This is a genomic window from Dactylosporangium sp. McL0621, from assembly GCF_049995355.1.
Lineage (GTDB): Bacteria > Actinomycetota > Actinomycetes > Mycobacteriales > Micromonosporaceae > Dactylosporangium.
The window spans coordinates 12,229,024-12,250,776 of record NZ_CP188259.1; the positions used below are offsets into that span (position 1 = coordinate 12,229,024).

Consider the following 21,753-nt stretch of genomic DNA (forward strand, 5'->3'; position numbering starts at 1 on the left):
CGCCACGCCCGACGAGCACGGCGGCCCCGGCGCGCCCAAAACTGTCGTACCCGTCAGTCAAGATGGGTGGCATGTCGGTGATTCGAGGAGTGGCGCAGACCATGGTGACCACCGTGCGCGCGGCGCGGGTCGCGACGGTCGGCACCACGAGGGCGGGCCGTTATCTCGGCCGCAACCTGCTGCGCGTGCGCGAGCGCGGCGCGGGCGGCGAGTCCGGCATGCTCCGCCTGCTCGACCTGCACGCGGCCTCGTGTGCGGGCGACACGCTGGTCGCGCTGGGGCTCGCGGGCACGGTCTTCTTCTCGGTGCCGGCCGGCGAGGCCCGCGGCCGGGTGGCGCTCTACCTGCTCATCACCATGCTCCCGTTCGCACTGCTCGCCCCGGTCGTCGGCCCCGTGCTCGACCGGTTCCGGCACGGCCGCCGCTACGCGCTCGCGGTCACCATGCTCGGCCGGGCGTTCCTGGCCTTCCTGCTCTCCGAACACCTGACGAGCTGGCTGCTGTACCCGGCCGCGTTCGGCATGCTCGTGCTGTCCCGCGCCTACGGCGTGGCCCGCAGCGCCGCCGTGCCCCGGGTCCTGCCGCCCGGGCTCGGGCTGTCGGAGGCGGGCGCGCGCGCCTCCGTGTTCGGCACGTTCGCCGGCGCCATCGCGCTGCCGATCGGGCTGCTCGCGGGGCAGTTCGGGCCGCAGTGGCCGCTGCGCGTGTCGATCCTCGTCTTCGTGTACGGCATGGTGACCTCCCTGCGCCTGCCGCCCCGCGCCGACTCCGACCCGCCCGAGACCATGCCGCGGGTCCTGCGGCCGTCCGGGCGCGGGGTCAAGGTGCTCAGCGGGCGCGTGGTGATCGCGGCGCTGGTCGGCAGCGCGACGCTGCGGGCGCTCTACGGGTTCCTCACGCTGTATCTCGCGTTCGCCATCAAGGAGGGCACGCTCCCGGTCACGCTGCTGACCTGGCGGCTCTCCGAGCAGGTGGCGGTCGTCGTGGTGGCGGGCGCGCTGGGCGTGGGGTCGTTCCTCGCCACGGCCATCGGCACCCGGCTGCGCATCCACCGGCCCGCGCTGCTGCAGGCGATTGGCGTGGTGCTCACCGCGTTCATGGCCATCCTCGCCGCCGACCGCGACTCACTCGGCACGGTGGCGCTCCTGTGCCTGTTCACGGCGGTCGCCAGCGGCCTGGCCAAACTGGCCGTCGACGCCTCGATCCAGGAGCGGATCGACGAGAACGTGCGGGCCAGCGCGTTCGCGCACTCCGAGACGCTGCTCATGATCGCGTGGGTGGCCGGCGGGGCAGTCGGGCTCATCCCGTTCGGCGGGGCGTGGGGACTGTTCGTGGCCGCGTCGTTCGTGACGCTGGCGGCGGTGCGGGCGCTGTACTCGGCCGTGGTCCTGCGCAAGGAACGGCTGCGCGGAGCCCCGCCGGACGTGCCCGACGCCGAGGCCACCACGGTCGCGACCCCGGTCGCGCCCGCCGCCCCCGCCGCGCCGGCGCCCGAGGCCCGCACCGTCCCGCGCCCGGCGGCCGCCGCGGACGACGGCGAGCGGCGGCGGTTCGGGTTCGGCCGGCGGCGGGACAGCGCGGAGCCGACGGTCACCGCGCCGGCCCCGGCCGCGGCGGCCACGGAGACGAAGAAGATGCCCGCCGTCGACGTCGAGGACGGTTCGCCGCTCGCCCCGCCGGGGTACACGCTGTATCGGCCGTCGGGGACCGACCCGACGGCCCGGCTGGAGGACGACGAGCGATGAGGCCGTTACTGGGGTACTCGCGGACGCTGATCGTGACCGCGGTCGCGGCCGAGCGCGAGAGCGTGCTGGCCGGGCTGGGCCTGGGCGAGCAGGGGTCCGAGGCACTGGAGGAGGGCGCCCCGGTCGTCGTGGTGGCGGGCGGCGTCGGCCCGGCGGCGAGCGCGGCGGTGACGTCGCAGTACCTGACCACGGCCATGCACATGGGCCCCGCCTTCGATCTCGTGCTCTCGGCGGGCATCGCCGGCGGGTTCGCCGGACGGGTCGAGATCGGCGGGCTGGTCGTCGCCACCGAGTCGATCGCGGCGGACCTTGGGGCGGAGGCGCCCGACGGGTTCCTCAGCGTGGACGAGCTCGGATTCGGCTCGTCGCGGATAGACGCCGACCCGCAGCTGCTCCGGACCCTGCGGCTGGCGCTGCCCGAGGCCGTCGGCGGCCCCGTCCTGACCGTGTCGACCGTCACCGGGTCGGCCCGGTCCAAGGAGCTGGTACAGAAGCGGCATCCGGACGCCGTGGCCGAGGGGATGGAGGGGTTCGGCGTGGCGTCGGCGGCGCGGCTCTGGCCGGGCACGGCCTTCGGCGAGATCCGAACGGTGTCGAACGCGGTCGGCCCGCGCGACCGAGCGGCGTGGCGGATCCCCCAGGCGCTGGCCCTGCTGCGAGAGGTCTTCGGCGCACTAGCGGCGCGCTGAGGCGCACGCGCGGCGCCTGCGAAGGTCCGCACGGTGAGGCGCGTGCACGCACGGCACCGCGAGGGTCCGCACGGTGCGGCGCATGCAACGGCACCGCGAGCGGTCCGCACGGTGAGGCACATGCACGGCACCGCGAGGGGCCGCGCGGTGCGGGGCGCTCCCAGCACCGCTCGAGGGACGGACGGCGCGGCGGACTCCCCCGGCGCCGGCGCTGCTGTGAGAGGCGTCGGCACACTCACGACGCGGTGAGCACATGCACGGCGTGGCGCGAGGCACACGCGGCACCGGGACGGGCGCGCGGTGCGGGCGCTCGCGGCACCGCGAGGGGCACGGGCGGCATGGCGGACTCCACCGACGGCAGGGCTGCTCCGCGAGGTCTTCGACGCACTCCCGACGCGGTGAGCCCTTTGAGCGCCGCCGCGAGGGCAACAGGCGGCTTGGCGGACTCCCCGGCGGCGCTGCTCGGCGAGGTGCGCTCAGTGTCACACCGGCGGTTTTTCCGCTTGGGGTGCGCCGTTCCGCTGCGGGTCTAGATTCGGGTTTGTGACGCTTTCGCTCGCCTTTTCGCCGTGTCCGAACGACACGTTCGTCTTCCACGCGCTGACCCACGGGCTCGTGCCCGGTGCGCCCGACTTCGACGTGACCTTCGCCGACGTCGACGTCACCAACACGGCGGCGCTTTCCGGGCAGTTCGACCTGGTCAAGGTCAGTTACGCGGCGCTGCCGTGGCTGCTCGAAAAGTACACCCTCCTGCCCTGCGGCGGGGCCCTCGGCCGGGGCTGCGGGCCGCTCGTGCTGGTCAAGGACGCCGGGATCGCCTCGCTCGCGGGCAAGAGCGTCGCCGTCCCCGGCGATCGGACCACCGCCTACCTGCTCATGCGCCTCTGGTCGGCCGCCGAGCCGCCCGCGCACATCGAGGTCGTGCCGTTCGCCGAGATCATGCCCGCCGTCGCCGCCGGGCGGTTCGACGCCGGGCTCGTGATCCACGAGGCCCGGTTCACGTACCAGCGGTACGGCCTGCACGCGCTCGCCGATCTCGGGGAGTGGTGGGAGGACGACACCGGACTGCCGATCCCGCTCGGCGCGATCCTCGCGCACCGCGAGCGCGTCGATCCCGGGGAGGCGACCGCCTGGATCAAGGAGTCGGTGCGGCTGGCCTGGGAGAACCCGGGCGCCAGCCGGTCGTTCGTGCTCGAGCACGCGCAGGAGATGGAGCAGTCGGTCGTCGACCAGCACATCGGCCTGTACGTCAACGAGTTCACCGCGTCCCTCGGGCCCGACGGGCACGCCGCCGTGGACGCGCTGCTCAACCGGGCCGCGGCCGAGGGGCTCGTGCCCGCCACGCCGCTCGTCGGAGCCTGAAGCGATAAGCGGAAGAGGGGGCCGGTCGGCCCCCTCTTCGGCTCACACCTCGAGTTCCCGAGCCACCAGGTGGACGGCCTCGGCCACGGTGCGCGCGGCCTTGCGGTCCGGGTAGCGGCCGCGCTGCAGGTCCGGCTGGATCTTGGCCTCCAGGACCTTGATCATGTCCTCGATCAGGCCGTGCAGCTCCTCCGGCGGGCGGCGGCTGGCCACCGCCCGGGCCTCGGCGACCGACGGCGGCGCGTCGAGCAGCTTGACCTGCAGGGCCTGGCTGCCCTTGCGGCTCTCGGCCACCCCGAACTCGACCCGCTGACCGGTTTTCAGCTCATCCACGCCCGACGGCAGCGCCGCCTTGTGCACGAAGACGTCTCCGCCGTCGTCGCTGGTGAGGAAACCGAAACCCTTCTCCTGGTCGTACCACTTCACTCGACCCGTCGGCACGCTGCCCTACTCCCCAGTGTCGGACCCGTCCCGGGCGGCCGCGTCACCGACACCCGGGATTGCACAACAAGGCTAGTCACCCGAAACGGCCCGGCCAACCGAGATCATGCCTTCGAGAAATGCGGGAAACGGGCGCAGATCCGCGAACACGGCGGTCGCTCCGGCCGCGCGGAGCTCCTCCTCCGAGCACGGGCCCGAGGTCACCCCGACGGCCGGGATGCCGGCCAGCACGCCCGCCTGCATGTCGGCCACGTGGTCGCCGACGTAGAGGGCGGCGCCGATCTCCCGCAGCACCTCGGCCTTCTCGGCGTGGAAGACGTCGCCGTACACGTGGTCGACCTCGATTCCCAGGTACGCCAGGTGGAGCTCCGCCAGGCGGCCGAGCTTCGAGGTGATGACGACGACCCGGCCGTGCACCGCGCGGACCGCCGCCAGGGACTCCGCCGCGCCCGGCAGCGGTACCGAGGGCGCTATGGCGTGGTCCGGGTAGAGCGCCCGATAGATCCCGACCGCTTCCTCGACGCGCTCGGGCGGGAACCACTCGGCCATCTCCAGCCGCAGCGGCGGCCCGAGCCTGGTCACGGCGAGGTCGGCGTCGACCGGGACGCCGGTCTTCGCGGTGAGTGCCCGCCACGTGGCAGCGATACCGGGGCGGGTGTCGAGGAGCGTCATGTCAAGGTCAAAGCCAATGACAACCGGTTGTTGAGACACCCTTAAGGATGCCCAGGTCACAGTGGGTATGCCATCGAAATACGCGCTCGCGCATCTATTGACGGGTGAGATCCAGGCCACTACCGTCACCTTCACTTTTAGGAAAGTTTCCTAAGAGACCATCCAGGAGACGCGATGAAACGATCCGTCCGCAACGGCCTCATCGTCGCCGCCGCTCTGGCGGTGGCCGGGGCCGTAGTTCCCATCGTCACGACCACCGCCAACGCCGCCGGCAACCTGAGCGCGACGTTCACCGTCGACCAGGACTGGGGCTCCGGCTGGGGCGCCAGCTACAAGATCACCAACGGGACCTCGAGCACGATCAACGGGTGGACGCTCGAGTTCGACCTGCCCGCGGGCGGTCAGATCACCAGCTTCTGGGACGCCGACGTGACCCACGCGGGTCAGCACTACGTCGCCAAGAACAAGTCCTGGGCCCCCACGCTGGCCGCGGGCGCGACCTTCAGCTGGGGCATGAACGGGGCCGGCGCCAAGCCGCCGACCAACTGCACGATCAACGGCGTGAGCTGTAGCGGTGGCAGCCCGACCACGGCCCCGCCGACCACCACGAAGCCGCCGACGACCCCGCCGGTGACGACGTCGCCGACGACCAAGCCGCCGACGACTCCGCCGCCGACCACGACCACGCCCCCCGCCACGGGTGGCAAGAAGGTCGTCGCGTACTTCACCGACTGGGGCGTCTACGGCCGCAACTACCAGGTGAAGAACATCGAGACGAGCGGCTCGGCGGCCAAGCTCACCCACATCATGTACGCGTTCGGCAACACCACGAACGGCCAGTGCTCCATCGGTGACAGCTACGCCGACTACGACAAGGCCTACACCACGGCCGACTCCGTCGACGGCGTCGCCGACACCTGGGACCAGCCCCTGCGCGGCAACTTCAACCAGCTCAAGAAGCTCAAGGCGAAGCACCCGGGCCTGAAGGTCATCTGGTCCTTCGGCGGCTGGAGCTGGTCGGCCGGCTTCACGCAGGCCGCCGCGAACCCGACCGCGTTCGCGAACTCCTGCTACAACCTGGTCAACGACCCCCGCTGGGCCGGCGTGTTCGACGGGATCGACATCGACTGGGAGTACCCGAACGCCTGTGGCCTGCAGTGCGACTCCAGCGGCCCCAACGCGTTCAAGAGCGTGATCGCCGCGCTGCGCGCCAAGTTCGGCTCCAGCGCCCTGGTCACCGCGGCCATCACGGCCGACGGCTCCAACGGCGGCAAGATCGACCTGGCCGACTACGCCGGGGCGATCTCGAACCTCGACTTCATCGACCCGATGACGTACGACTACTTCGGCGCCTTCAGCGCGCAGGGCCCGACCGCCCCCCACTCGCCGCTGACCTGCTACTCGGGCATCCCGACGGCCGGTTTCTGCTCCGACGCGGCGATCCAGAAGCTCAAGTCCAAGGGCATCCCGGCCAGCAAGCTCCTGCTCGGCATCGGCTTCTACGGCCGCGGCTGGACGGGTGTGACGCAGGACGCCCCCGGCGGCAGCGCGACCGGCGCCGCCCCCGGCACCTACGAGGCCGGCATCGAGGACTACAAGGTCCTGAAGACCAGCTGCCCGGCCACCGGTACCGTCGGCGGCACCGCCTACGCCAAGTGCGGCAACAACTGGTGGAGCTACGACACCCCGGCCACGATCAACAGCAAGATGGCCTACGCCAAGCAGCAGAGCCTCGGCGGCGCGTTCGTCTGGGAGCTCTCGGGTGACACCAGCAACGGCGAGCTCATGACCGCCGTGAGCGGCGGCCTGAAGTAACACCGAGTCAGCAATCGAGGGCGGGCCCCCAGGGCCCGCCCTCTTTTGTCGTACCCGCCGGTTAGCGTATTAGGCGAGATGACGACGACTACGCTGGCCGACCACTTGCGCGCCCTGCCCGACGACGAGCTGACGGCGCTCATCCGGCTGCGCCCTGACCTGGTCATCCCGCCGCCGTCGGACTTCTCGGCGCTGGCGCACCGGGCGCAGTCGCGGGTGGCGGTGGCCCGCGCGCTCGACGCCCTGGACCAGTTCACGCTGGAGATCCTCGACGCGTTGCGGTACACCCGCGTCGGCCACGGCTCGTCGGCCGAGTCGGTGCTGGCGCTCACCGCGCAGTCCGGCGTGGAGGCGGCCCGCGTGCGCGCGGCGATCGACCGGCTGCGGGCCTGCGCGGTGGTCTTCGGCCCCGACCCGGCGCTGCGGATCGTGAACGCCGTCGACGAGGTCTGCTCGCCCTACCCGGCCGGGCTGGGCCGCCCCGCCGAGGAGCTCGACCCGGTGGCGGGTGCGCTGGTCGCCGACGCCGCCGGGCTGCGCCGCACGCTCCTGGCCGCCTCCCCCGCGGCCCGCGCCGTGCTCGACCGCCTCGCCGCCGGCCCGCCGGTCGGCACCGTCGCCGCGGCCGGCCTGCAGCCCGGCTCCGACTCGCCGGTGCGCTGGCTGGTCGACCGGCACCTGCTCGTCATCGTCGGCCGCGACGCGGTGGAGCTGCCGGTCGAGGTCGCGCTGCTGCTGCGCCGCGACGCCGGGCCGCTCGGGCCCCTGCACCCCGACCCGCCGCCGATGGAGACCCCGCAGCGCGAGCCCGCCCAGCTGGACCGGGCAGGGGCCGGGCAGGTGCTGGAGCTGGTCCGCAACGCCGAGACGCTGATCGAGGCGATGGGTCAGGAGCCGCCGTCGGTACTGCGCTCAGGCGGCCTCGGCATCCGCGAGCTGCGCCGTTTCGCCAAGAACGCCGGCGTGGACGAGCAGCAGGCCGCGCTGCTGGTGGAGATCGTCACCGCTGCGGGGCTGGTCGGCGAGGAGATCGTCGACAACAAGCGGGTGGAGAGCGTCTTCCTGCCCACGGTGGCGTACGACGCCTGGCGCGCCTTCGGCATCGCCGCTCGCTGGCACCGGCTCGCGGTGGCCTGGCTGACCATGACCCGCGCGCCCGCCCTCGTCGGCCAGCGCGACGACCGCGACCGCCCGCTCAACGCGCTCGCGCCCGAGCTGTCGCGCCCCGGCGCGCCGGCCCAGCGCCGCTCCGCGCTGCAGGTGCTCGCCGACCTGGCCCCGGGCCGCACCGCGACCCCGGCGGGAGTGGTGGAGACCCTCGCCTGGCGCACGCCGCGGCGGATCAACCGGGGCGCGTCGGCCGCGATCGAGGCGAGCCTGGCCGAGGCCGCGTTCGTCGGGCTGACCGGGTTCGGCGGCCTGACCGGCTACGGGCGCCTGCTGCTGGCCGAGCTCGCCGCGGAGTCCCCCGACCCGGAGGACCCGCTCGGCATCGGCTCGCCCGAGGGCTACGCGCTGTCCGGCTCGGCCGCGCTGCTGCACACGCTGCTGCCGGAGCCGGTCGACCACCTCCTGCTGCAGGCCGACCTGTCCGCGATCGTCCCGGGCCCGCCCGAGCCGACCCTCGCCGGGGAGCTGGAGCTGCTCGGGCAGCAGGAGTCCGCCAGCGTGTACCGCATCACCGCCGAGACTGTCCGCCGGAGCCTCGACGCCGGCTACTCCGCGGCCGACCTGCACGCGCTGCTGGCCCGGCGCTCGCGCACGCCGGTGCCGCAGACGCTGACGTACCTCATCGACGACGTCGCCCGCCGGCACGGCGGCATGCGCATCGGCTCGGCCAACTCCTACGTGCGCAGCGACGACGAGTCGCTGGTCGCCGAGGTGCTGGCCGACCGGCGCCTGCAGGCCCTCGGCCTGCGCCGCCTGGCCCCGACGGTGCTGGCCTGCCGCCACACGCCGGCCCGACTGCTGGAGGCGCTGCGCGAGGCCGGCTACCCGCCGGTGCAGGAGGACTCGACCGGCGCCGCGGTGCTGAGCCGGCCGAAGGCGCGCCGGGGGGCGCCGCGGCCGACCTGGGCCTCGCGCGGGGTGGAGGACCCGACCTCGGCGGTCCGGCTCTCCCCACCGCGGCTGGCCGGGGTCATCGAGCAGATCCGGCGCGGCGACGCGGCGGCCCGGGTCGCGCGGCGGGCGCCGGTGACCGTGCGGACCAACGGGGGCTCCGGGGCCTCGCACACCGAGGCGCTCGAGGTGCTCCAGCAGGCGCTGCGGGACAAGACGCGGGTCTGGGTGGGCTACGTCGACGCGCACGGGGCCACGGCGTCGCGGCTGGTCCGGCCGGTGTCGATGGGCTCGGGCTACCTGCGGGCGGAGGACGAGCGCACGGAGATGCTGCACACGTTCGCGCTGCACCGGATCACCGGCGCGGTGCCGGAGGCCGAGGCTTAGGCCCCGTCGTCGGCCCGGGCCGTGCCGATCACGGAGACGATCAGCAGCACCACCGCCAGGCTGCCGGCCGTCTCGCCGATGGCGTCGGTCAGCGGGCTGTCGAGCACCAGCCAGGAGACGAAGAACCAGCTCAGGGCCGCGATGACGACCACGGTGACGCCGAGCTTGGCCAGGGGTGAGAGGGTCTGCGGCCGCGCGTGGTCGAGTTCGCTCATTTCCGTTTCCCGTCGCTGCGGCGGATCGAGCCGATGACCGAAGCCACGAGCATGACGACGAGGATGGCACCGAGCGACTCGCTCACCGCGGTCTCCACGTCGGTGTGCGCGACCTGGTGCGAAAGCAGGAACCAGCCGACCGCCACCGCGAGGGCGGCGATTCCCCCGAACGTCAAGGTCACCCTCGGACGCATGTATAGATGGTAGGCCGGTCCGGCCCGCTCGGGATCCGGTGAAAGTCCGGATGTCGGGGCGGGGCGGAATCGGCGGGACGCGCTCGCCCCCGAACTGATCTCCCGAGCGCGTCCGGCCGAGACCGTCAAATCTTGGAACGCATCCCACGGGCTCCGCGGTTGCATGGGTATGGATCGTTCCCACTATCCGGGAAGTGTCACACCTCCATGCGACACTGGTCCGGTGCCTGAAGGTCCCCTGATCGTCCAGTCCGACAAGACGCTCCTGCTCGAAGTCGACCACCCCGATGCCCAGGCGTGCCGCATGGCGATCGCTCCGTTCGCCGAGCTTGAACGGTCGCCGGAGCACGTGCACACCTATCGCCTGACCCCGCTCGGGCTGTGGAACGCGCGCGCCGCGGGCCACGACGCCGAGGGCGTGGTCGACTCCCTGCTGCGCTACTCGCGCTATCCGGTGCCCCACGCGCTGCTGGTGGACATCGCCGAGACGATGGACCGCTACGGGCGGCTGCGGCTGCTCAACGACCCGGTCCACGGCCTGGTCCTGCACGCGTCCGACCGGGCGGTGCTGATCGAGGTGGCCAAGAGCAAGAAGCTGGCCGGGATGCTCGGCGCCCAGCTCGACCCCGACACCATGATCGTCCACGCGTCCGAGCGCGGGCGGCTCAAGCAGGCGCTGCTGAAGCTGGGCTGGCCGGCCGAGGATCTGGCCGGTTACGTCGACGGCGAGGCCCACAACATCGACCTGGCCGAGAACGGCTGGGTCCTGCGCTCCTATCAGCGCGAGGCGGTCGAGTCCTTCTGGGCCGGCGGCTCCGGCGTCGTGGTGCTGCCCTGCGGGGCCGGCAAGACCCTGGTCGGCGCGGCGGCGATGGCGGAGGCCAAGGCGACGACGCTCATCCTGGTCACCAACACGGTCGCGGGCCGGCAGTGGAAACGCGAGCTGATCGCGCGCACGAGCCTGACCGAGGAGGAGATCGGCGAATACTCCGGCGACCGCAAGGAGATCCGGCCGGTCACCATCGCGACCTACCAGGTGCTGACGACCCGCCGCGGCGGCACGTTCGCCCACCTCGACCTGTTCAACGCCCGCGACTGGGGCCTGGTCGTCTACGACGAGGTGCACCTGCTGCCAGCCCCGATCTTCCGGTTCACCGCCGACCTGCAGGCCCGGCGGCGGCTCGGGCTGACCGCGACCCTCGTGCGGGAGGACGGGCGCGAGGGCGACGTGTTCTCGCTGATCGGGCCGAAGCGCTACGACGCGCCGTGGAAGGACATCGAGTCGCAGGGCTGGATCGCGCCGGCCGAGTGCGTCGAGGTGCGGGTGACGCTCACCGACGAGGAGCGGATGGCGTATGCGGTGGCGGAGCCCGAGGAGCGGTATCGGGTAGCGGCCACGGCCAAGACGAAGCTGCCGGTGGTCCGGGCGCTGATCGACCGGCACAAGAACGACCAGGTGCTGGTCATCGGGGGGTACATCGACCAGCTGCACCAGCTCGGGGAGTTCCTGGCCGCGCCGATCATCCAGGGCTCGACCACCAACCGGGAGCGGGAGAAGCTGTTCGACGAGTTCCGGAGCGGGTCGCTGCGGACGCTCGTGATCTCCAAGGTCGGCAACTTCTCGATCGACCTGCCGGAGGCGGCCGTCGCCGTGCAGGTGTCCGGGACCTTCGGGTCCCGGCAGGAGGAGGCGCAGCGGCTCGGGCGGGTGCTCCGCCCCAAGGCCGACGGCCGGCAGGCGCACTTCTACACGGTGGTGGCCCGCGACACCATCGACACGGAGTATGCGGCGCACCGGCAGCGGTTCCTGGCGGAGCAGGGTTACGCCTACACGATCACCGATGCCGATGACGTCGTGGCGTAAGAGCGTTCAGGGGCCCTTGGCCACCACATCCAGGGCCTGGTCGATCAGCTGCAGGGCGGCCTTGCCGTCGCCGCCGTCGTTCGCCCAGGCCAGCAGGGCGTTGATCATGGCGCCCACGCAGGCCCCGACGAAGGCCTGACATCTGAAGTCGTCGGCCGGGCGGCCCAGCCGCTCGGCCAACGGCACGGCCAGGTAGCGGATCGAGTCCTGCAGGTTGTCCAGGGCGCGCATGCGCAGCGCGGGCACGCTCAGCTGGAGCTTCGCGCGCTGCAGGGCCTGGTCCATCTCGTCCTCGGTGATGGCCTGGAAGCCGTCCACGAACGCGCGGCGGATCACCTCGAGCGGGGGCTGGTCGGCCGGGGCCTGCCGGATCTTCTCCGCCATCAGCTCGTCGTAGCGGTCCTGGATCACCACGTCTTCCTTGGTCTTGAAGTACCGGAAGAACGTGCTCGGGGAGATCTCGGCGGCCTCGGCGATCTGCTCGATCGTGGTCGCGTCATAACCCTGCTGGACGAACAGGCGCACGGCGTGCTCCTGAATCGCCCAGCGGGTCTTCTGCTTCTTGCGTTCACGCAACCCTGGTGAGCTCATCCGACGATTCTTCCGTACCCCGGCGCGTTTGGGCATTGGGCAGGAACACCGCCACCAGGATCGAGCCCACGACGGCGATGGCCGCACAGACCAGCATGACCGCCGACATCGCGTCCACGAACGCCGTTCGGGCGGCCGCGGCCAGCGCCGGATCGCCCAGCCTGACGGCCGCGGCGATCGAGCGCTTCGCCGCCTCGGGGGCCTGGTCGAGGCGGTCGCGGTACACGGCGGTGGTCAGGCTGCCCAGCAGGGCCACGCCCAGGGCGCCGGCCACCTGGCGGAAGGTCATCGTGATCGCGGTGCCGGAGCCCGCCTCGTCGCGCGGCAGGGAGCCCAGGACCGCGTCCATGGCCGGCGTCAGGGCCAGCCCGATGCCGGCGCCGGCGATCGCCAGCCAGGTCGCGACCGACCCGTACCCGGAGCCGACCTCGGTCCGCGCGCCCAGGGCCAGTCCGACCCCGCCGATCAGCAGGCCGAGCGCCACCGGGAGCCTCGTCGCGGTCAGCCGGGCGATGCGCTCGCCCAGCGGGGCGCCCACGAACAGGCCGGCGATCAGCGGGAGCAGGCGCAGGCCCACGCCGAGCGCGTCGTTGCCGCGAACCGCCTGCAGGTACTGCGGCAGGATGAACAGCACGCCGAAGAGCGCGAACGACGCCAGCGTTCCGGCGGCGGTACCCCAGGCAAAGCGTGGCTTCCGGAAGAGCGTCAGGTCGATCATCGGGCTCGCGGCGCGGCGCTCCACCAGGACGAACGTCGCTAGGAGGGCCGCGCCCGCGACCAGGGCGCCCAGGACCTTCGGGGCCGTCCAGCCCTGGGTGGGCGCCTCGATCACGCCGTACACCACGAAAATCAGCCCCAGCGTGGACAATCCGGCACCGGGCAGGTCGACGCGCTTCGGCGTGGCCGAGCGCGACTCCGGAACCAGGAACAACACCGCCACCAGGGCGATGAGCGCGACCGGCACGTTGATCACGAAGATCGAGCCCCACCAGAAGTGCTCGAGCAGGTAGCCGCCCATGATCGGCCCGAGCGGCAGGCCGAGGCCCATGCCCATCGTGAGCAGGGAGATCGCCTTGCCGCGCTCCCGCTCGTCGAACAGGACCGGCAGCACGGCCATGGTCAGCGGGGTCAGAATCGCACCACCGACGCCCATCAGCGCCCGCGCCGCGATGACCTGCGCCGCGTCGGTGGCGAACACGGCGACGAGCGACGCGGCGGCGAAGAGCAGCAGCCCGATGGCCAGGAGCCGCTTGCGGCCGTACCGGTCGCCGAGTGCCCCCATTGGGAGCAGCAGCCCGGCAAAGACCAGGACGTACGCGTTGACGATCCACTGCAGGTCGTCGGAGCCGGCATCGAGCGCCGTCGCGAGCGTGGGCAGCGCGACGTTGAGGATCGTGGTGTCGAAGCCGACGGTGAGCACGCAGAGCACGATCGCGATGAGCGCCCACCACCGGCGGGGGCTCGAGGTAACAGCATCCATATTTTGACAGTAACTACCACTTGGATGTCTCTGTCAATTGCGGGCTACTTCACATTTACCGGGTGACCCCTCGGCGGTTCGCGCTTTTGCATGTCCGGCAACGCCCCGGCAGCCGTCAGGATCGATCCAGCCCGCAGCCGGCGCCTTCACTCAGCACTCCACGGTCTCGCGCCAAAACGCCGACATGCCGCGCGCCGCGCCCTCGCGCTCGCACCCCGCACCCCGCACGCCGCACGTTCGCGCTCACGCCCCGCACGCCGCCCGCGCCCCGCATGCCGCACATTCGCGCTCACGCCGCGCCCTCGGCCCCGCACGCCGCACGCTCACGCCGCGCCCTCGGCCCCGCACGCCGCACGCTCACGCCGCGCCCTCGGCCCCGCACGCCGCACGCTCACGCCGCGCCCTCGCGCCCCGCGCCCTCGCGCCCCGCACGTTCGCGCTCACGCCGCGCCCTCGCGCCTTCGCGCCCCGCGCCCTCGCGCCGCCCTCGCGCCCCGCACGTTCGCGCTCACGCCGCGCCCCCGCGCCCTCGCGCCGCCCTCGCGCCCCGCCCGCGCCCTCGCGCCCCGCACGTTCGCGTTCACGTCGCGCCCTGGCGGCTCACGCGCCTCGCCCCTCGCGCTCACATCCCGCACGCCGCACTCCACACCCGTGCGGAGCGGCCCGCCCCTCTCGGACAGCAACCAGCGCGCCGCAACCCGCGCCCAGCCATCGCGTGAACAGCGGCCAACCGGGCTTCGCGACCGGCACCCACCAGGCTCGCGACCCGCGCCCGGAAAAATGATGATAAGTCCGAAAAGTCGCGGCGCGAAGCGCCCGACTTTTCGCGAAACTCGGCGGCGCCGGATCAGGCGGTGAGTTCGGCGGACAACAATTCCGCGATCTGCGCGGTGTTCAGGGCCGCCCCCTTGCGCAGGTTGTCCCCCGTCACAAAGAAGTCCAGCGCACGCGGGTCGTCGACCGAGCGCCGGATGCGGCCGACCCACGAGGGATCGGTACCGACGGCGTCGATCGGCATCGGGAACTCGCCCGCGGCCGGGTCGTCGACCAGGATCACGCCCGGCGCGTGCCTCAGCACCTCGCGGGCGCCGTCGGCGTCGACCTCGGTGCCGAAGACCGCGTGCACGGCGACCGAGTGGCCGGTGACGACGGGGACGCGGACGCAGGTGGCCGAGACCTTGAGGTCGGGCAGTCCGAGGATCTTGCGGGACTCGTTGCGGAGCTTGAGTTCCTCCGAGGACCAGCCGGCCTCGCGGAGGGAGCCCGCCCACGGTACGACGTTGAGGGCCAGCGGCGCCGGGAACGGGCCGAGGTCGTCGCCGACGGCGCGGCGCACGTTGCCCGGGCGCGAGCCCAGCGTGCGGTCGCCGCCGACGCGTTCGAGCTGGTCGAGCAGGGTGTCGACGCCGTCCTGGCCGGCGCCGGAGACGGCCTGGTAGGAGGCGAGGACGAGCTCCTTGAGGCCGTACTCGCGGTGCAGCGGCGAGAGCGCCACGATCATCGTCAGCGTGGTGCAGTTCGCGTTGGCGATGATGCCCTTGGGGCGGTTGCGCACCTGCTCCGGGTTGATCTCGGGCACCACGAGCGGCACGTCGGGGTCCATGCGGAAGGCGGCGGAGTTGTCCACCGCGATGGCGCCGCGCGCGACCGCGATCGGGGCCCACTCGGCGGAGACCTCGTCGGGCACGTCGAACATGGCGACGTCGATCCCGTCGAAGACGTCGGGCGCCAGCTCGTGGACGAGCAGTTCCTCGCCCCGCACGGTGAGCTTGCGGCCCGCCGAGCGCTTGGACGCCACGAGGCGGATCTCGCCCCACACGTTCTTGCGGGACGAGAGCAGCTCGCACATCACGGAGCCGACGGCTCCGGTGGCTCCGACTACGGCCAGGCTCGGCAGATCGCCCATGATGGACGAACCTACCTTCCGGTCCCGCCGTACACCACGGCTTCCTCGTCTCCACCCAGCTCGAAAGCGTCGTGGATCGCCCGGACGGCGACATCGAGGTCGGTGTCGCGGCACACGACCGAGACCCGGATCTCCGAGGTGGAGATCATCTCGATGTTCACGCCGGCCTCGGCGAGGGCCGCGAACAGCGTGGCCGCCACGCCCGGGTTGGAGCGCATGCCGGCGCCGATGAGCGAGACCTTCCCGACGTGGTCGTCGAAGAGGATCGTCCGGTAGTCCACCGTGGACTTGATCCGCTCCAGGGCCGCCTTGGCGGCGGGGCCGTCGGTCTTCGGCAGCGTGAAGGAGATGTCGGTGCGGCCGGTGCTCTCGGTCGACACGTTCTGCACGATCATGTCGATGTTGGTCTCCGCGGCCGCGACCGTCTGGAAGATCCGCGCGGCGACACCGGGCTGGTCGGGCACGCCGACGATGGTGATCTTCGCCTCGCTGCGGTCGTGCGCGACGCCGGTGATGAGCGCTTGCTCCACGGAAAGGTCCTCCATCGATCCGGTGACCATGGTGCCGTTGGCGGTTGAGTACGAGGAGCGCACGTGGATCGGCAGCGAGAACCGCCGCGCGTACTCCACGCTGCGCAGGTGCAGCACCTTGGCGCCGCACGCGGCCAGCTCGAGCATCTCCTCGTAGGTGATCTGCTTGATGTGCCGGGCGTTCTTGGCCACCCGCGGGTCGGCCGTGAAGATGCCGTCGACGTCGGTGTAGATCTCGCAGACGTCGGACTGCAGCGCGGCGGCCAGCGCCACCGCGGTGGTGTCGGAGCCGCCCCGCCCGAGGGTGGTGATGTCCTTGGTGTCCTGCGCGACGCCCTGGAAGCCGGCCACGATCGCGATCGCGCCCTCGTCGAGCGCGCTGCGCAGGCGGCCCGGGGTCACGTCGATGATTCGGGCCCGGCCGTGCGTCGACGTCGTGATGACGCCGGCCTGGCTGCCGGTGTAGGAGCGGGCCTCGAACCCGAGGTTGTTGATCGCCATCGCGAGCAGCGACATGGAGATGCGCTCGCCCGCGGTCAGCAGCATGTCGAGCTCGCGGCCGGCCGGGACCGGGCTCACCTGCGACGCGAGGTCGAGCAGCTCGTCGGTCGTGTCGCCCATGGCGGAGACCACCACGACGACCTCGTGGCCGGCCTTGCGGGTGTCGACGATGCGCTCGGCGACACGCTTGATGCGCTCGGCGTTGGCGACGGAGGAACCGCCATACTTCTGCACGATCAGCGCCACGCCGCCGAGCTCCTTCCGGGTGAGTCCAACGCAGCCGAGCCTACCGGGGTTGCAAACCCCCCGGGAGTGGCGTTCCACGATCCGGCCCGCCCGCCGGGCGAGAATACGCGGGTGCGGGAGCGTCGGATCGGCCATTGTGCGATCACTGTGACCACGGGCACGGCGCTGGCCGTGCTCACCGGCCTGCTGCTGTCCGGGTGCGGCTCCTCCGGGAGCCCGTCGCCGGAGTCGCCGACCACTCCGGCCGGCATTCCGGTGCCGGCCCAGCCGGACCCGCGCGGGCTGCTCGCGGCGCGGGTGGCGGTGGCCAAGGACCGGCGGTACGTCGCCGCGTACACCCTCACCGTCCAGGGCCGGGCGCCCCGCTCGATCCTGGTGTCGATCGCCTCCGACCGGACCTGGCGGGTCGACATCCAGGGCGGCGCGCTCGGCGGCACCGCGGACGTGGCGATCGTGGGCCGGCCGGACGGGCAGTTCCAGTGCCCGATCAACCCGTCGGGCGGCGGCTGTGTCCGGGTCGCGGCGGCCGGCAAGAAGCTGCCCGCGGCGATCGATCCGCGGGTGCAGTACGTCTTCGTGAGCTGGCTCGACGTGCTGCTGGACCGCCAGATCCCCCTGTCGGTGGCCACGGCCGAGCCGCTGGCGGGCACCTCGGCGCCGTGCTTCGCGGTCGAGCCGGGCGTCACCGCGATCGCGCCCCCGATCGACCCGGGCACCTTCTGCTACAACGACAACGGCATCCTGACCGCGGCCAGGCTGCCGATCGGCCAGCTCATGCTGACCGGCGAGGTGGTGGCCGCGCCGGCGACGGTCTCGCTGCCCGGCCCGGTCGGGGCCGGCGCGCCGCTGGGCACCGCGTCCCCGCCCCCGGCCCCGCCGAGCGCCTCCGCGTCCTCTCACTGACCGGGACCGGGTTCGCCGACGGGGGCTCTGGGCGTAAGGTGGCTTTCGACATGTGGCAGACGCTTCTTCTTCGTCGCCGCGACGAGGCCCTACAGGCCGGCACCTCGTCGCGGGGATGATGCGCGCGTCCGCGCTCCTGCCGGTCTGACATCCCAGACCTTTCCCGCGCATCGAGCGCGACAACCCAGGAGCATGAAGAACATGTCTGAGATCGCCCGCCAGACCGCCAGCCGGATGCCCATCCACCGGTACAAGCCGTTCTCTGAACAGTTCACGATCCCGCTGACCGACCGGCAGTGGCCGGGCAAAGAGGTCACGGTCGCGCCCCGCTGGTGCGCGGTGGACCTGCGCGACGGCAATCAGGCCCTGATCGACCCGATGTCGGTCGAGCGCAAGCGGCGGATGTTCAACCTGCTGGTCCGGATGGGGTACAAGGAGATCGAGGTCGGGTTCCCGGCCGCCTCCCAGACCGACTTCGACTTCGTGCGCACCCTCATCGAGCAGGACCTGATCCCCGAGGACGTCACGATCCAGGTCCTGACCCAGTGCCGGGACAACCTGATCGAGCGCACCTTCCAGTCGCTGGTCGGCGCCCGCCGCGCGATCGTGCACTTCTACAACTCGACGTCGACCCTGCAGCGGCGCGTGGTGTTCGGGCTGGACAAGGCCGGGATCACCGACATCGCCACCTCGGGCGCGCGGCTGTGCCAGAAGTACGCCGAGGCGATCACCCCGGACACCGAGATCTTCTACGAGTACTCGCCCGAGTCGTACACCGGCACGGAGCTGGACTACGCGCTGGAGGTCTGCAGCGCGGTCATCGAGGTACTGCAGCCGACCCCGGACCGCCCGCTGATCGTCAACCTGCCGGCGACGGTGGAGATGGCGACACCCAACGTCTACGCCGACTCCATCGAGTGGATGTCGCGCAACCTGCCGCGCCGGGAGTCGGTCGTACTGTCGCTGCACCCGCACAATGACCGGGGTACCGCTGTCGCGGCCACGGAGCTGGGCCTGCTGGCCGGCGCCGACCGGGTCGAGGGGTGCCTGTTCGGCAACGGCGAGCGCACCGGCAACGTCGACCTGGTGACCCTCGGGCTGAACCTGTTCTCGCAGGGCATCGACCCGCAGGTGGACTTCTCCGACATCGACGAGATCAAGCGCACGGTCGAGTACTGCAACCAGCTGCCGGTGCACGAGCGCCACCCGTACGCGGGCGACCTAGTCTACACCGCGTTCTCGGGCTCGCACCAGGACGCGATCAAGAAGGGCTTCGACGCCCTCAACCGCGACGCGGTGGCGGCCGGGGTCGAAGTCGACCAGTTCACGTGGGGCGTGCCCTACCTGCCGGTCGACCCGAAGGACCTGGGCCGCTCCTACGAGGCCGTCATCCGGGTCAACTCGCAGTCGGGCAAGGGCGGCGTCGCGTACGTCATGAAGTCCGAGCACCACCTGGACCTCCCGCGCCGGCTGCAGATCGAGTTCTCGGGCGTCGTGCAGCGGCACACCGACGACGAGGGCGGCGAGGTCGGCCCGCAGCAGATGTGGGACATCTTCTCCGGCGAGTACTTCTCCGACCGGCGCTTCACGCTGAACTCGTACGAGGCCAACACCGCCGACGGCAAGGTCACGCTGGCCGCGGAGATCACCGTCGACGGCGAGGCCCGCAGCGTCCACGCGACCGGCAACGGCCCCATCGACGCATTTGTGCACGCGCTGGGCGACGTCGGCGTCGACGTGCGGGTGCTGGACTACGCCGAGCACGCGCTGACGTCGGGCGAGGGGGCCCAGGCCGCGGCGTACGTCGAGTGCTCGGTCGACGGCACGACGTACTGGGGCGTCGGCATCGACGCGAACATCGTCACGGCATCCCTGCGCGCGGTGCTGAGCGCGGCCAACCGCGGTTAGTCGGCAATCGGACCCGCCCGTGGTGATCGTCACGGGCGGGTCCTGCGCGCGTTGCGTGCATCGATGCCGCACAGTAAGGGCGTGCGCCCCTCCACCAACGGCAAAGCCGTTCTCATCGCTCTAGCGCTCGCAACGGTGCTCACCGGCGCCGGCAGCTGCGACGTCTCCTCCACCCCCGGCTCGGCCCAGGGCACCTCCGGCCCGACAGCGGGCTCCGGCGGTGGCGGCGGGGCCGCGTCGCTGAACGGGCTGACCGTCGCCGCGGCCGCCTCGATGTCCGGGTACAGCCGCGAGAAGTTCACGCACTGGATCAGCCAGGGGAACGGCTGCGACACGCGCGACGTCGTACTGAAGCGCGACGGCAAGAGCGTCAAGGCCACCGCCGACTGCAAGATCACCGCCGGCTCGTGGCACAGCCCGTACGACGACAAGAACCTCACGGACCCGCAGGACCTCGACATCGACCACATGGTGCCGCTCGCGGCCGCCTGGCGCTCGGGCGCCGCGAAGTGGACCGACGACCAGCGCAAGGACTTCGCCAACGACCTCACCCGGCCGCAGCTGTTCGCGGTCAGCCTTCAGTCCAACCGGTCCAAGGGTGACCAGGACCCGTCGACGTGGAAGCCGCCGAACCACGCATTCTGGTGCACGTACGCGACGGACTGGGTAACAGTGAAGGCGTACTACAAGCTGTCGGTCACCCAGGCCGAGAAGACCGCGCTCGCGGACATGCTGGCTACCTGCTGATGCGCTTTTGGAGGAACCGGATGACGGAGACGACCACGACTGCGGGTCCGGTTCCTCCCCCTGCGCCGTTGCGGACCGACATCACGGCCGGCCCCGGCGGCGTCATGACCGACGAGGTCGGGGTCGTGACCGGGGACCTGACCCTGGAGTCCGTGCTCGGCGCCGACGGGTCGTTCGTCGTGAAGGTTCAATACAAGGACGCCGAGGAGTGGTACTCGGTGACCGGCGCCCGGGGCACGCTGAAGGACCCGGCCGACCTGGCCGCCGTCCACGCGGTCGTCGCCGGAATCCTCAACCGTCCCGAGGGCTAGACCGCCCGGCGCCCCTCGAACGCCCGGCCGAGGGTGATCTCGTCCGCGTACTCCAGGTCGCCGCCGACGGGCAGGCCGCTGGCGAGCCGGGTCACGTTGAGGCCCATCGGCTTGACCAGCAGCGCGAGGTACGTCGCGGTGGCCTCGCCCTCGGTGTTGGGATCGGTCGCGAGGATCAGCTCCTTGCAGGTGCCCTCGGCCAGCCGGATCATCAGCTCCCGGATGTGCAGGTTGTCCGGCCCGACGCCCTCGAGCGGGTTGATCGCGCCGCCGAGCACGTGGTACCGCCCGCGGAACTCACCCGTGCGCTCGATCGCCACGACGTCCTTGGGCTCCTCGACGACGCAGAACACGTCATCGCTGCGGCGCGGGTCGCGGCAGATCCGGCAGAGCTCGGCCTCGGCCACGTTGAAGCAGCGCGTGCAGAAGCGCACGAGCTCCTTGACCCGCTGCAGCGCCTGGGCGAGCCGCTTGACGTCCACGGGGTCGGCCGCGAGCACGTGGAACGCGATGCGCTGCGCGCTCTTCGGACCGACCCCGGGCAGGCGCCCAAGCTCGTCGATCAGATCCTGGATGGCGCCTTCGTACACGCCGGTCGCCCTTAGAAGCCGGGCAGGCCGAGCCCGCCGCCCAGGCCCCCGAGGCCGGCGGTGAGCGGGCCCATCTTCTGCTCGGTCAGCTCCTTGGCGGCCTGAGCCGCGTTGTGCACCGCCGCGACGACGAGGTCCTCGAGCGTCTCGACGTCGTCCGGGTCGACCGCCTTGGGGTCGATCTTCACCGCGACGACCTCACCGGTCCCCTTGACCGTCGCCGTGACGAGCCCGCCGCCGGCCGTGCCGGTGAGCTCGGCCTCGGCCAGCTCCGCCTGGGCGGCGACCATCTGCTGCTGCATCTTCTGGGCCTGCTTCATCATCTGCTGCAGGTTGGGCTGTCCACCGGGCCGCACAGGGCGCTCCTTCATTGTTGTCAGCGTGACCGTCGATCCAGCTTAGGGCCTGTCCCGCCGCATCACCCCGGGACGGTACCGGCGCTCGCCGACCGAAGGATTGGTTCTTCCGAATTCGTTTGCGCGCATCCGTCCGCCTTCGCCACGCTGGTGGGGCGTTCAGCACGACACGGCCCACCCACGGTGACGACGGTCGCACGGCGAGTAGGAGTTTCGCAGGTTGCGATATGGCACCTGGT

20 protein-coding genes are annotated in these 21,753 nt (G+C 71.9%); 10 read left to right on the forward strand and 10 right to left on the reverse strand.

Annotated features, from left to right (window positions below):
- The first annotated feature begins 71 nt into the window (after positions 1-71).
- The 3 genes from ACPPVO_RS58045 (at position 72) to ACPPVO_RS58055 (ending at position 3,796) form a co-directional block, all read left to right on the forward strand.
- Positions 72-1,745, forward strand: coding sequence for an MFS transporter (locus ACPPVO_RS58045; protein WP_426508363.1), 1,674 nt, complete (start codon positions 72-74; stop codon positions 1,743-1,745).
- On the forward strand, positions 1,742-2,434 hold the full coding sequence (locus tag ACPPVO_RS58050) for a futalosine hydrolase (RefSeq protein ID WP_426508365.1): 693 nt from the start codon (positions 1,742-1,744) through the stop codon (positions 2,432-2,434). The genes ACPPVO_RS58045 and ACPPVO_RS58050 overlap by 4 nt, the downstream gene beginning before the upstream one ends.
- A gap of 543 nt (positions 2,435-2,977) precedes the next feature.
- Positions 2,978-3,796 (forward strand): 1,4-dihydroxy-6-naphthoate synthase, encoded by an 819-nt coding sequence (locus ACPPVO_RS58055; protein WP_426508367.1) that lies wholly within the window; start codon positions 2,978-2,980, stop codon positions 3,794-3,796.
- 42 nt (positions 3,797-3,838) lie between these two features.
- Here the strand turns inward: ACPPVO_RS58055 and ACPPVO_RS58060 are convergent, their stop codons facing one another.
- Both ACPPVO_RS58060 and ACPPVO_RS58065 read right to left on the reverse strand, forming a co-directional pair.
- Positions 3,839-4,237, reverse strand: a complete 399-nt coding sequence (locus ACPPVO_RS58060; RefSeq protein WP_360375344.1) for a cold-shock protein — start codon at positions 4,235-4,237, stop codon at positions 3,839-3,841.
- Between the two features lie 72 nt (positions 4,238-4,309).
- The gene (locus ACPPVO_RS58065; protein ID WP_426508369.1) at positions 4,310-4,909 is read right to left on the reverse strand and encodes an HAD family hydrolase; all 600 of its coding nucleotides are present in this window, start codon (positions 4,907-4,909) and stop codon (positions 4,310-4,312) included.
- Between the two features lie 174 nt (positions 4,910-5,083).
- On the opposite strand from ACPPVO_RS58065, the gene ACPPVO_RS58070 reads away from it, so the two are divergent.
- Both ACPPVO_RS58070 and ACPPVO_RS58075 read left to right on the forward strand, forming a co-directional pair.
- Positions 5,084-6,724 carry a glycosyl hydrolase family 18 protein gene (locus tag ACPPVO_RS58070; RefSeq protein ID WP_426508371.1) on the forward strand — a complete coding sequence of 547 codons (1,641 nt, stop codon included), beginning with the start codon at positions 5,084-5,086 and terminating at the stop codon, positions 6,722-6,724.
- Positions 6,725-6,802: 78 nt separating this feature from the next.
- Complete coding sequence (locus ACPPVO_RS58075; protein WP_426508372.1) at positions 6,803-9,172, forward strand: helicase-associated domain-containing protein; 2,370 nt, start codon at positions 6,803-6,805, stop codon at positions 9,170-9,172.
- Here the strand turns inward: ACPPVO_RS58075 and ACPPVO_RS58080 are convergent.
- Positions 9,169-9,387: a hypothetical protein gene (locus tag ACPPVO_RS58080; protein ID WP_426508374.1), complete on the reverse strand. Its 219-nt coding sequence runs from the start codon at positions 9,385-9,387 to the stop codon at positions 9,169-9,171. The two genes, ACPPVO_RS58075 and ACPPVO_RS58080, sit on opposite strands and share 4 nt — an antisense overlap.
- Entirely contained in the window at positions 9,384-9,581 is a 198-nt protein-coding gene (locus ACPPVO_RS58085; protein WP_360375334.1) for a hypothetical protein, read from the reverse strand. Before ACPPVO_RS58085 ends, ACPPVO_RS58080 begins: the two co-directional genes overlap by 4 nt.
- Positions 9,582-9,804: 223 nt before the next feature.
- Between ACPPVO_RS58085 and ACPPVO_RS58090 the strand changes: the two genes are divergently transcribed.
- Positions 9,805-11,445, forward strand: a complete 1,641-nt coding sequence (locus ACPPVO_RS58090; protein ID WP_426508376.1) for a DNA repair helicase XPB — start codon at positions 9,805-9,807, stop codon at positions 11,443-11,445.
- 6 nt (positions 11,446-11,451) lie between these two features.
- Here the strand turns inward: ACPPVO_RS58090 and ACPPVO_RS58095 are convergent, their stop codons facing one another.
- The 4 genes from ACPPVO_RS58095 to ACPPVO_RS58110 form a co-directional block, all read right to left on the reverse strand.
- Positions 11,452-12,036, reverse strand: coding sequence for a TetR family transcriptional regulator (locus ACPPVO_RS58095; protein WP_426508377.1), 585 nt, complete (start codon positions 12,034-12,036; stop codon positions 11,452-11,454).
- Complete coding sequence (locus ACPPVO_RS58100) at positions 12,014-13,516, reverse strand: MFS transporter (protein WP_426508379.1); 1,503 nt, start codon at positions 13,514-13,516, stop codon at positions 12,014-12,016. Before ACPPVO_RS58100 ends, ACPPVO_RS58095 begins: the two co-directional genes overlap by 23 nt.
- 847 nt (positions 13,517-14,363) lie before the next feature.
- A complete protein-coding gene (locus ACPPVO_RS58105; RefSeq protein ID WP_426508381.1) occupies positions 14,364-15,422 on the reverse strand; it encodes an aspartate-semialdehyde dehydrogenase in 1,059 nt (352 codons plus the stop codon).
- A gap of 11 nt (positions 15,423-15,433) precedes the next feature.
- Positions 15,434-16,699 (reverse strand): aspartate kinase, encoded by a 1,266-nt coding sequence (locus ACPPVO_RS58110; protein ID WP_426508383.1) that lies wholly within the window; start codon positions 16,697-16,699, stop codon positions 15,434-15,436.
- A gap of 147 nt (positions 16,700-16,846) precedes the next feature.
- Here ACPPVO_RS58110 and ACPPVO_RS58115 point away from each other — a divergent pair, with 147 nt between their 5' ends.
- From ACPPVO_RS58115 to ACPPVO_RS58130, 4 genes are all read left to right on the forward strand, one after another.
- Positions 16,847-17,602, forward strand: coding sequence for a hypothetical protein (locus tag ACPPVO_RS58115; protein ID WP_426508385.1), 756 nt, complete (start codon positions 16,847-16,849; stop codon positions 17,600-17,602).
- 192 nt (positions 17,603-17,794) lie between these two features.
- Entirely contained in the window at positions 17,795-19,510 is a 1,716-nt protein-coding gene (gene leuA / locus ACPPVO_RS58120) for a 2-isopropylmalate synthase (protein ID WP_426508387.1), read from the forward strand.
- 81 nt (positions 19,511-19,591) lie between these two features.
- Positions 19,592-20,257: an HNH endonuclease family protein gene (locus ACPPVO_RS58125; RefSeq protein ID WP_426508388.1), complete on the forward strand. Its 666-nt coding sequence runs from the start codon at positions 19,592-19,594 to the stop codon at positions 20,255-20,257.
- Between the two features lie 68 nt (positions 20,258-20,325).
- Positions 20,326-20,568, forward strand: a complete 243-nt coding sequence (locus ACPPVO_RS58130) for a hypothetical protein (RefSeq protein WP_426508390.1) — start codon at positions 20,326-20,328, stop codon at positions 20,566-20,568.
- Here ACPPVO_RS58130 and recR read toward each other — a convergent pair.
- Together recR and ACPPVO_RS58140 are read right to left on the reverse strand one after the other, a co-directional pair.
- Positions 20,565-21,158 (reverse strand): recombination mediator RecR, encoded by a 594-nt coding sequence (recR, locus tag ACPPVO_RS58135; protein ID WP_360375315.1) that lies wholly within the window; start codon positions 21,156-21,158, stop codon positions 20,565-20,567. The genes ACPPVO_RS58130 and recR overlap by 4 nt on opposite strands.
- Before the next feature lie 11 nt (positions 21,159-21,169).
- A complete protein-coding gene (locus tag ACPPVO_RS58140; RefSeq protein WP_426508392.1) occupies positions 21,170-21,529 on the reverse strand; it encodes a YbaB/EbfC family nucleoid-associated protein in 360 nt (119 codons plus the stop codon).
- Between the last annotated feature and the right edge of the window lie 224 nt (positions 21,530-21,753).

What these genes read in the sequence shown, in the direction of transcription:
- ACPPVO_RS58075 (WP_426508372.1), top strand. Translation starts at nt 6,803, where the DNA reads ATGACGACGACTACGCTGGCCGACCACTTGCGCGCCCTGCCCGACGAC.
- ACPPVO_RS58100 (WP_426508379.1), bottom strand. Translation starts at nt 13,516, where the DNA reads ATGGATGCTGTTACCTCGAGCCCCCGCCGGTGGTGGGCGCTCATCGCG.
- ACPPVO_RS58045 (WP_426508363.1), top strand. Translation starts at nt 72, where the DNA reads ATGTCGGTGATTCGAGGAGTGGCGCAGACCATGGTGACCACCGTGCGC.
- ACPPVO_RS58105 (WP_426508381.1), bottom strand. Translation starts at nt 15,422, where the DNA reads ATGGGCGATCTGCCGAGCCTGGCCGTAGTCGGAGCCACCGGAGCCGTC.
- leuA (WP_426508387.1), top strand. Translation starts at nt 17,795, where the DNA reads ATGAAGAACATGTCTGAGATCGCCCGCCAGACCGCCAGCCGGATGCCC.
- ACPPVO_RS58085 (WP_360375334.1), bottom strand. Translation starts at nt 9,581, where the DNA reads ATGCGTCCGAGGGTGACCTTGACGTTCGGGGGAATCGCCGCCCTCGCG.
- ACPPVO_RS58140 (WP_426508392.1), bottom strand. Translation starts at nt 21,529, where the DNA reads ATGAAGGAGCGCCCTGTGCGGCCCGGTGGACAGCCCAACCTGCAGCAG.
- ACPPVO_RS58050 (WP_426508365.1), top strand. Translation starts at nt 1,742, where the DNA reads ATGAGGCCGTTACTGGGGTACTCGCGGACGCTGATCGTGACCGCGGTC.
- ACPPVO_RS58080 (WP_426508374.1), bottom strand. Translation starts at nt 9,387, where the DNA reads ATGAGCGAACTCGACCACGCGCGGCCGCAGACCCTCTCACCCCTGGCC.
- ACPPVO_RS58095 (WP_426508377.1), bottom strand. Translation starts at nt 12,036, where the DNA reads ATGAGCTCACCAGGGTTGCGTGAACGCAAGAAGCAGAAGACCCGCTGG.
- ACPPVO_RS58070 (WP_426508371.1), top strand. Translation starts at nt 5,084, where the DNA reads ATGAAACGATCCGTCCGCAACGGCCTCATCGTCGCCGCCGCTCTGGCG.
- ACPPVO_RS58065 (WP_426508369.1), bottom strand. Translation starts at nt 4,909, where the DNA reads ATGACGCTCCTCGACACCCGCCCCGGTATCGCTGCCACGTGGCGGGCA.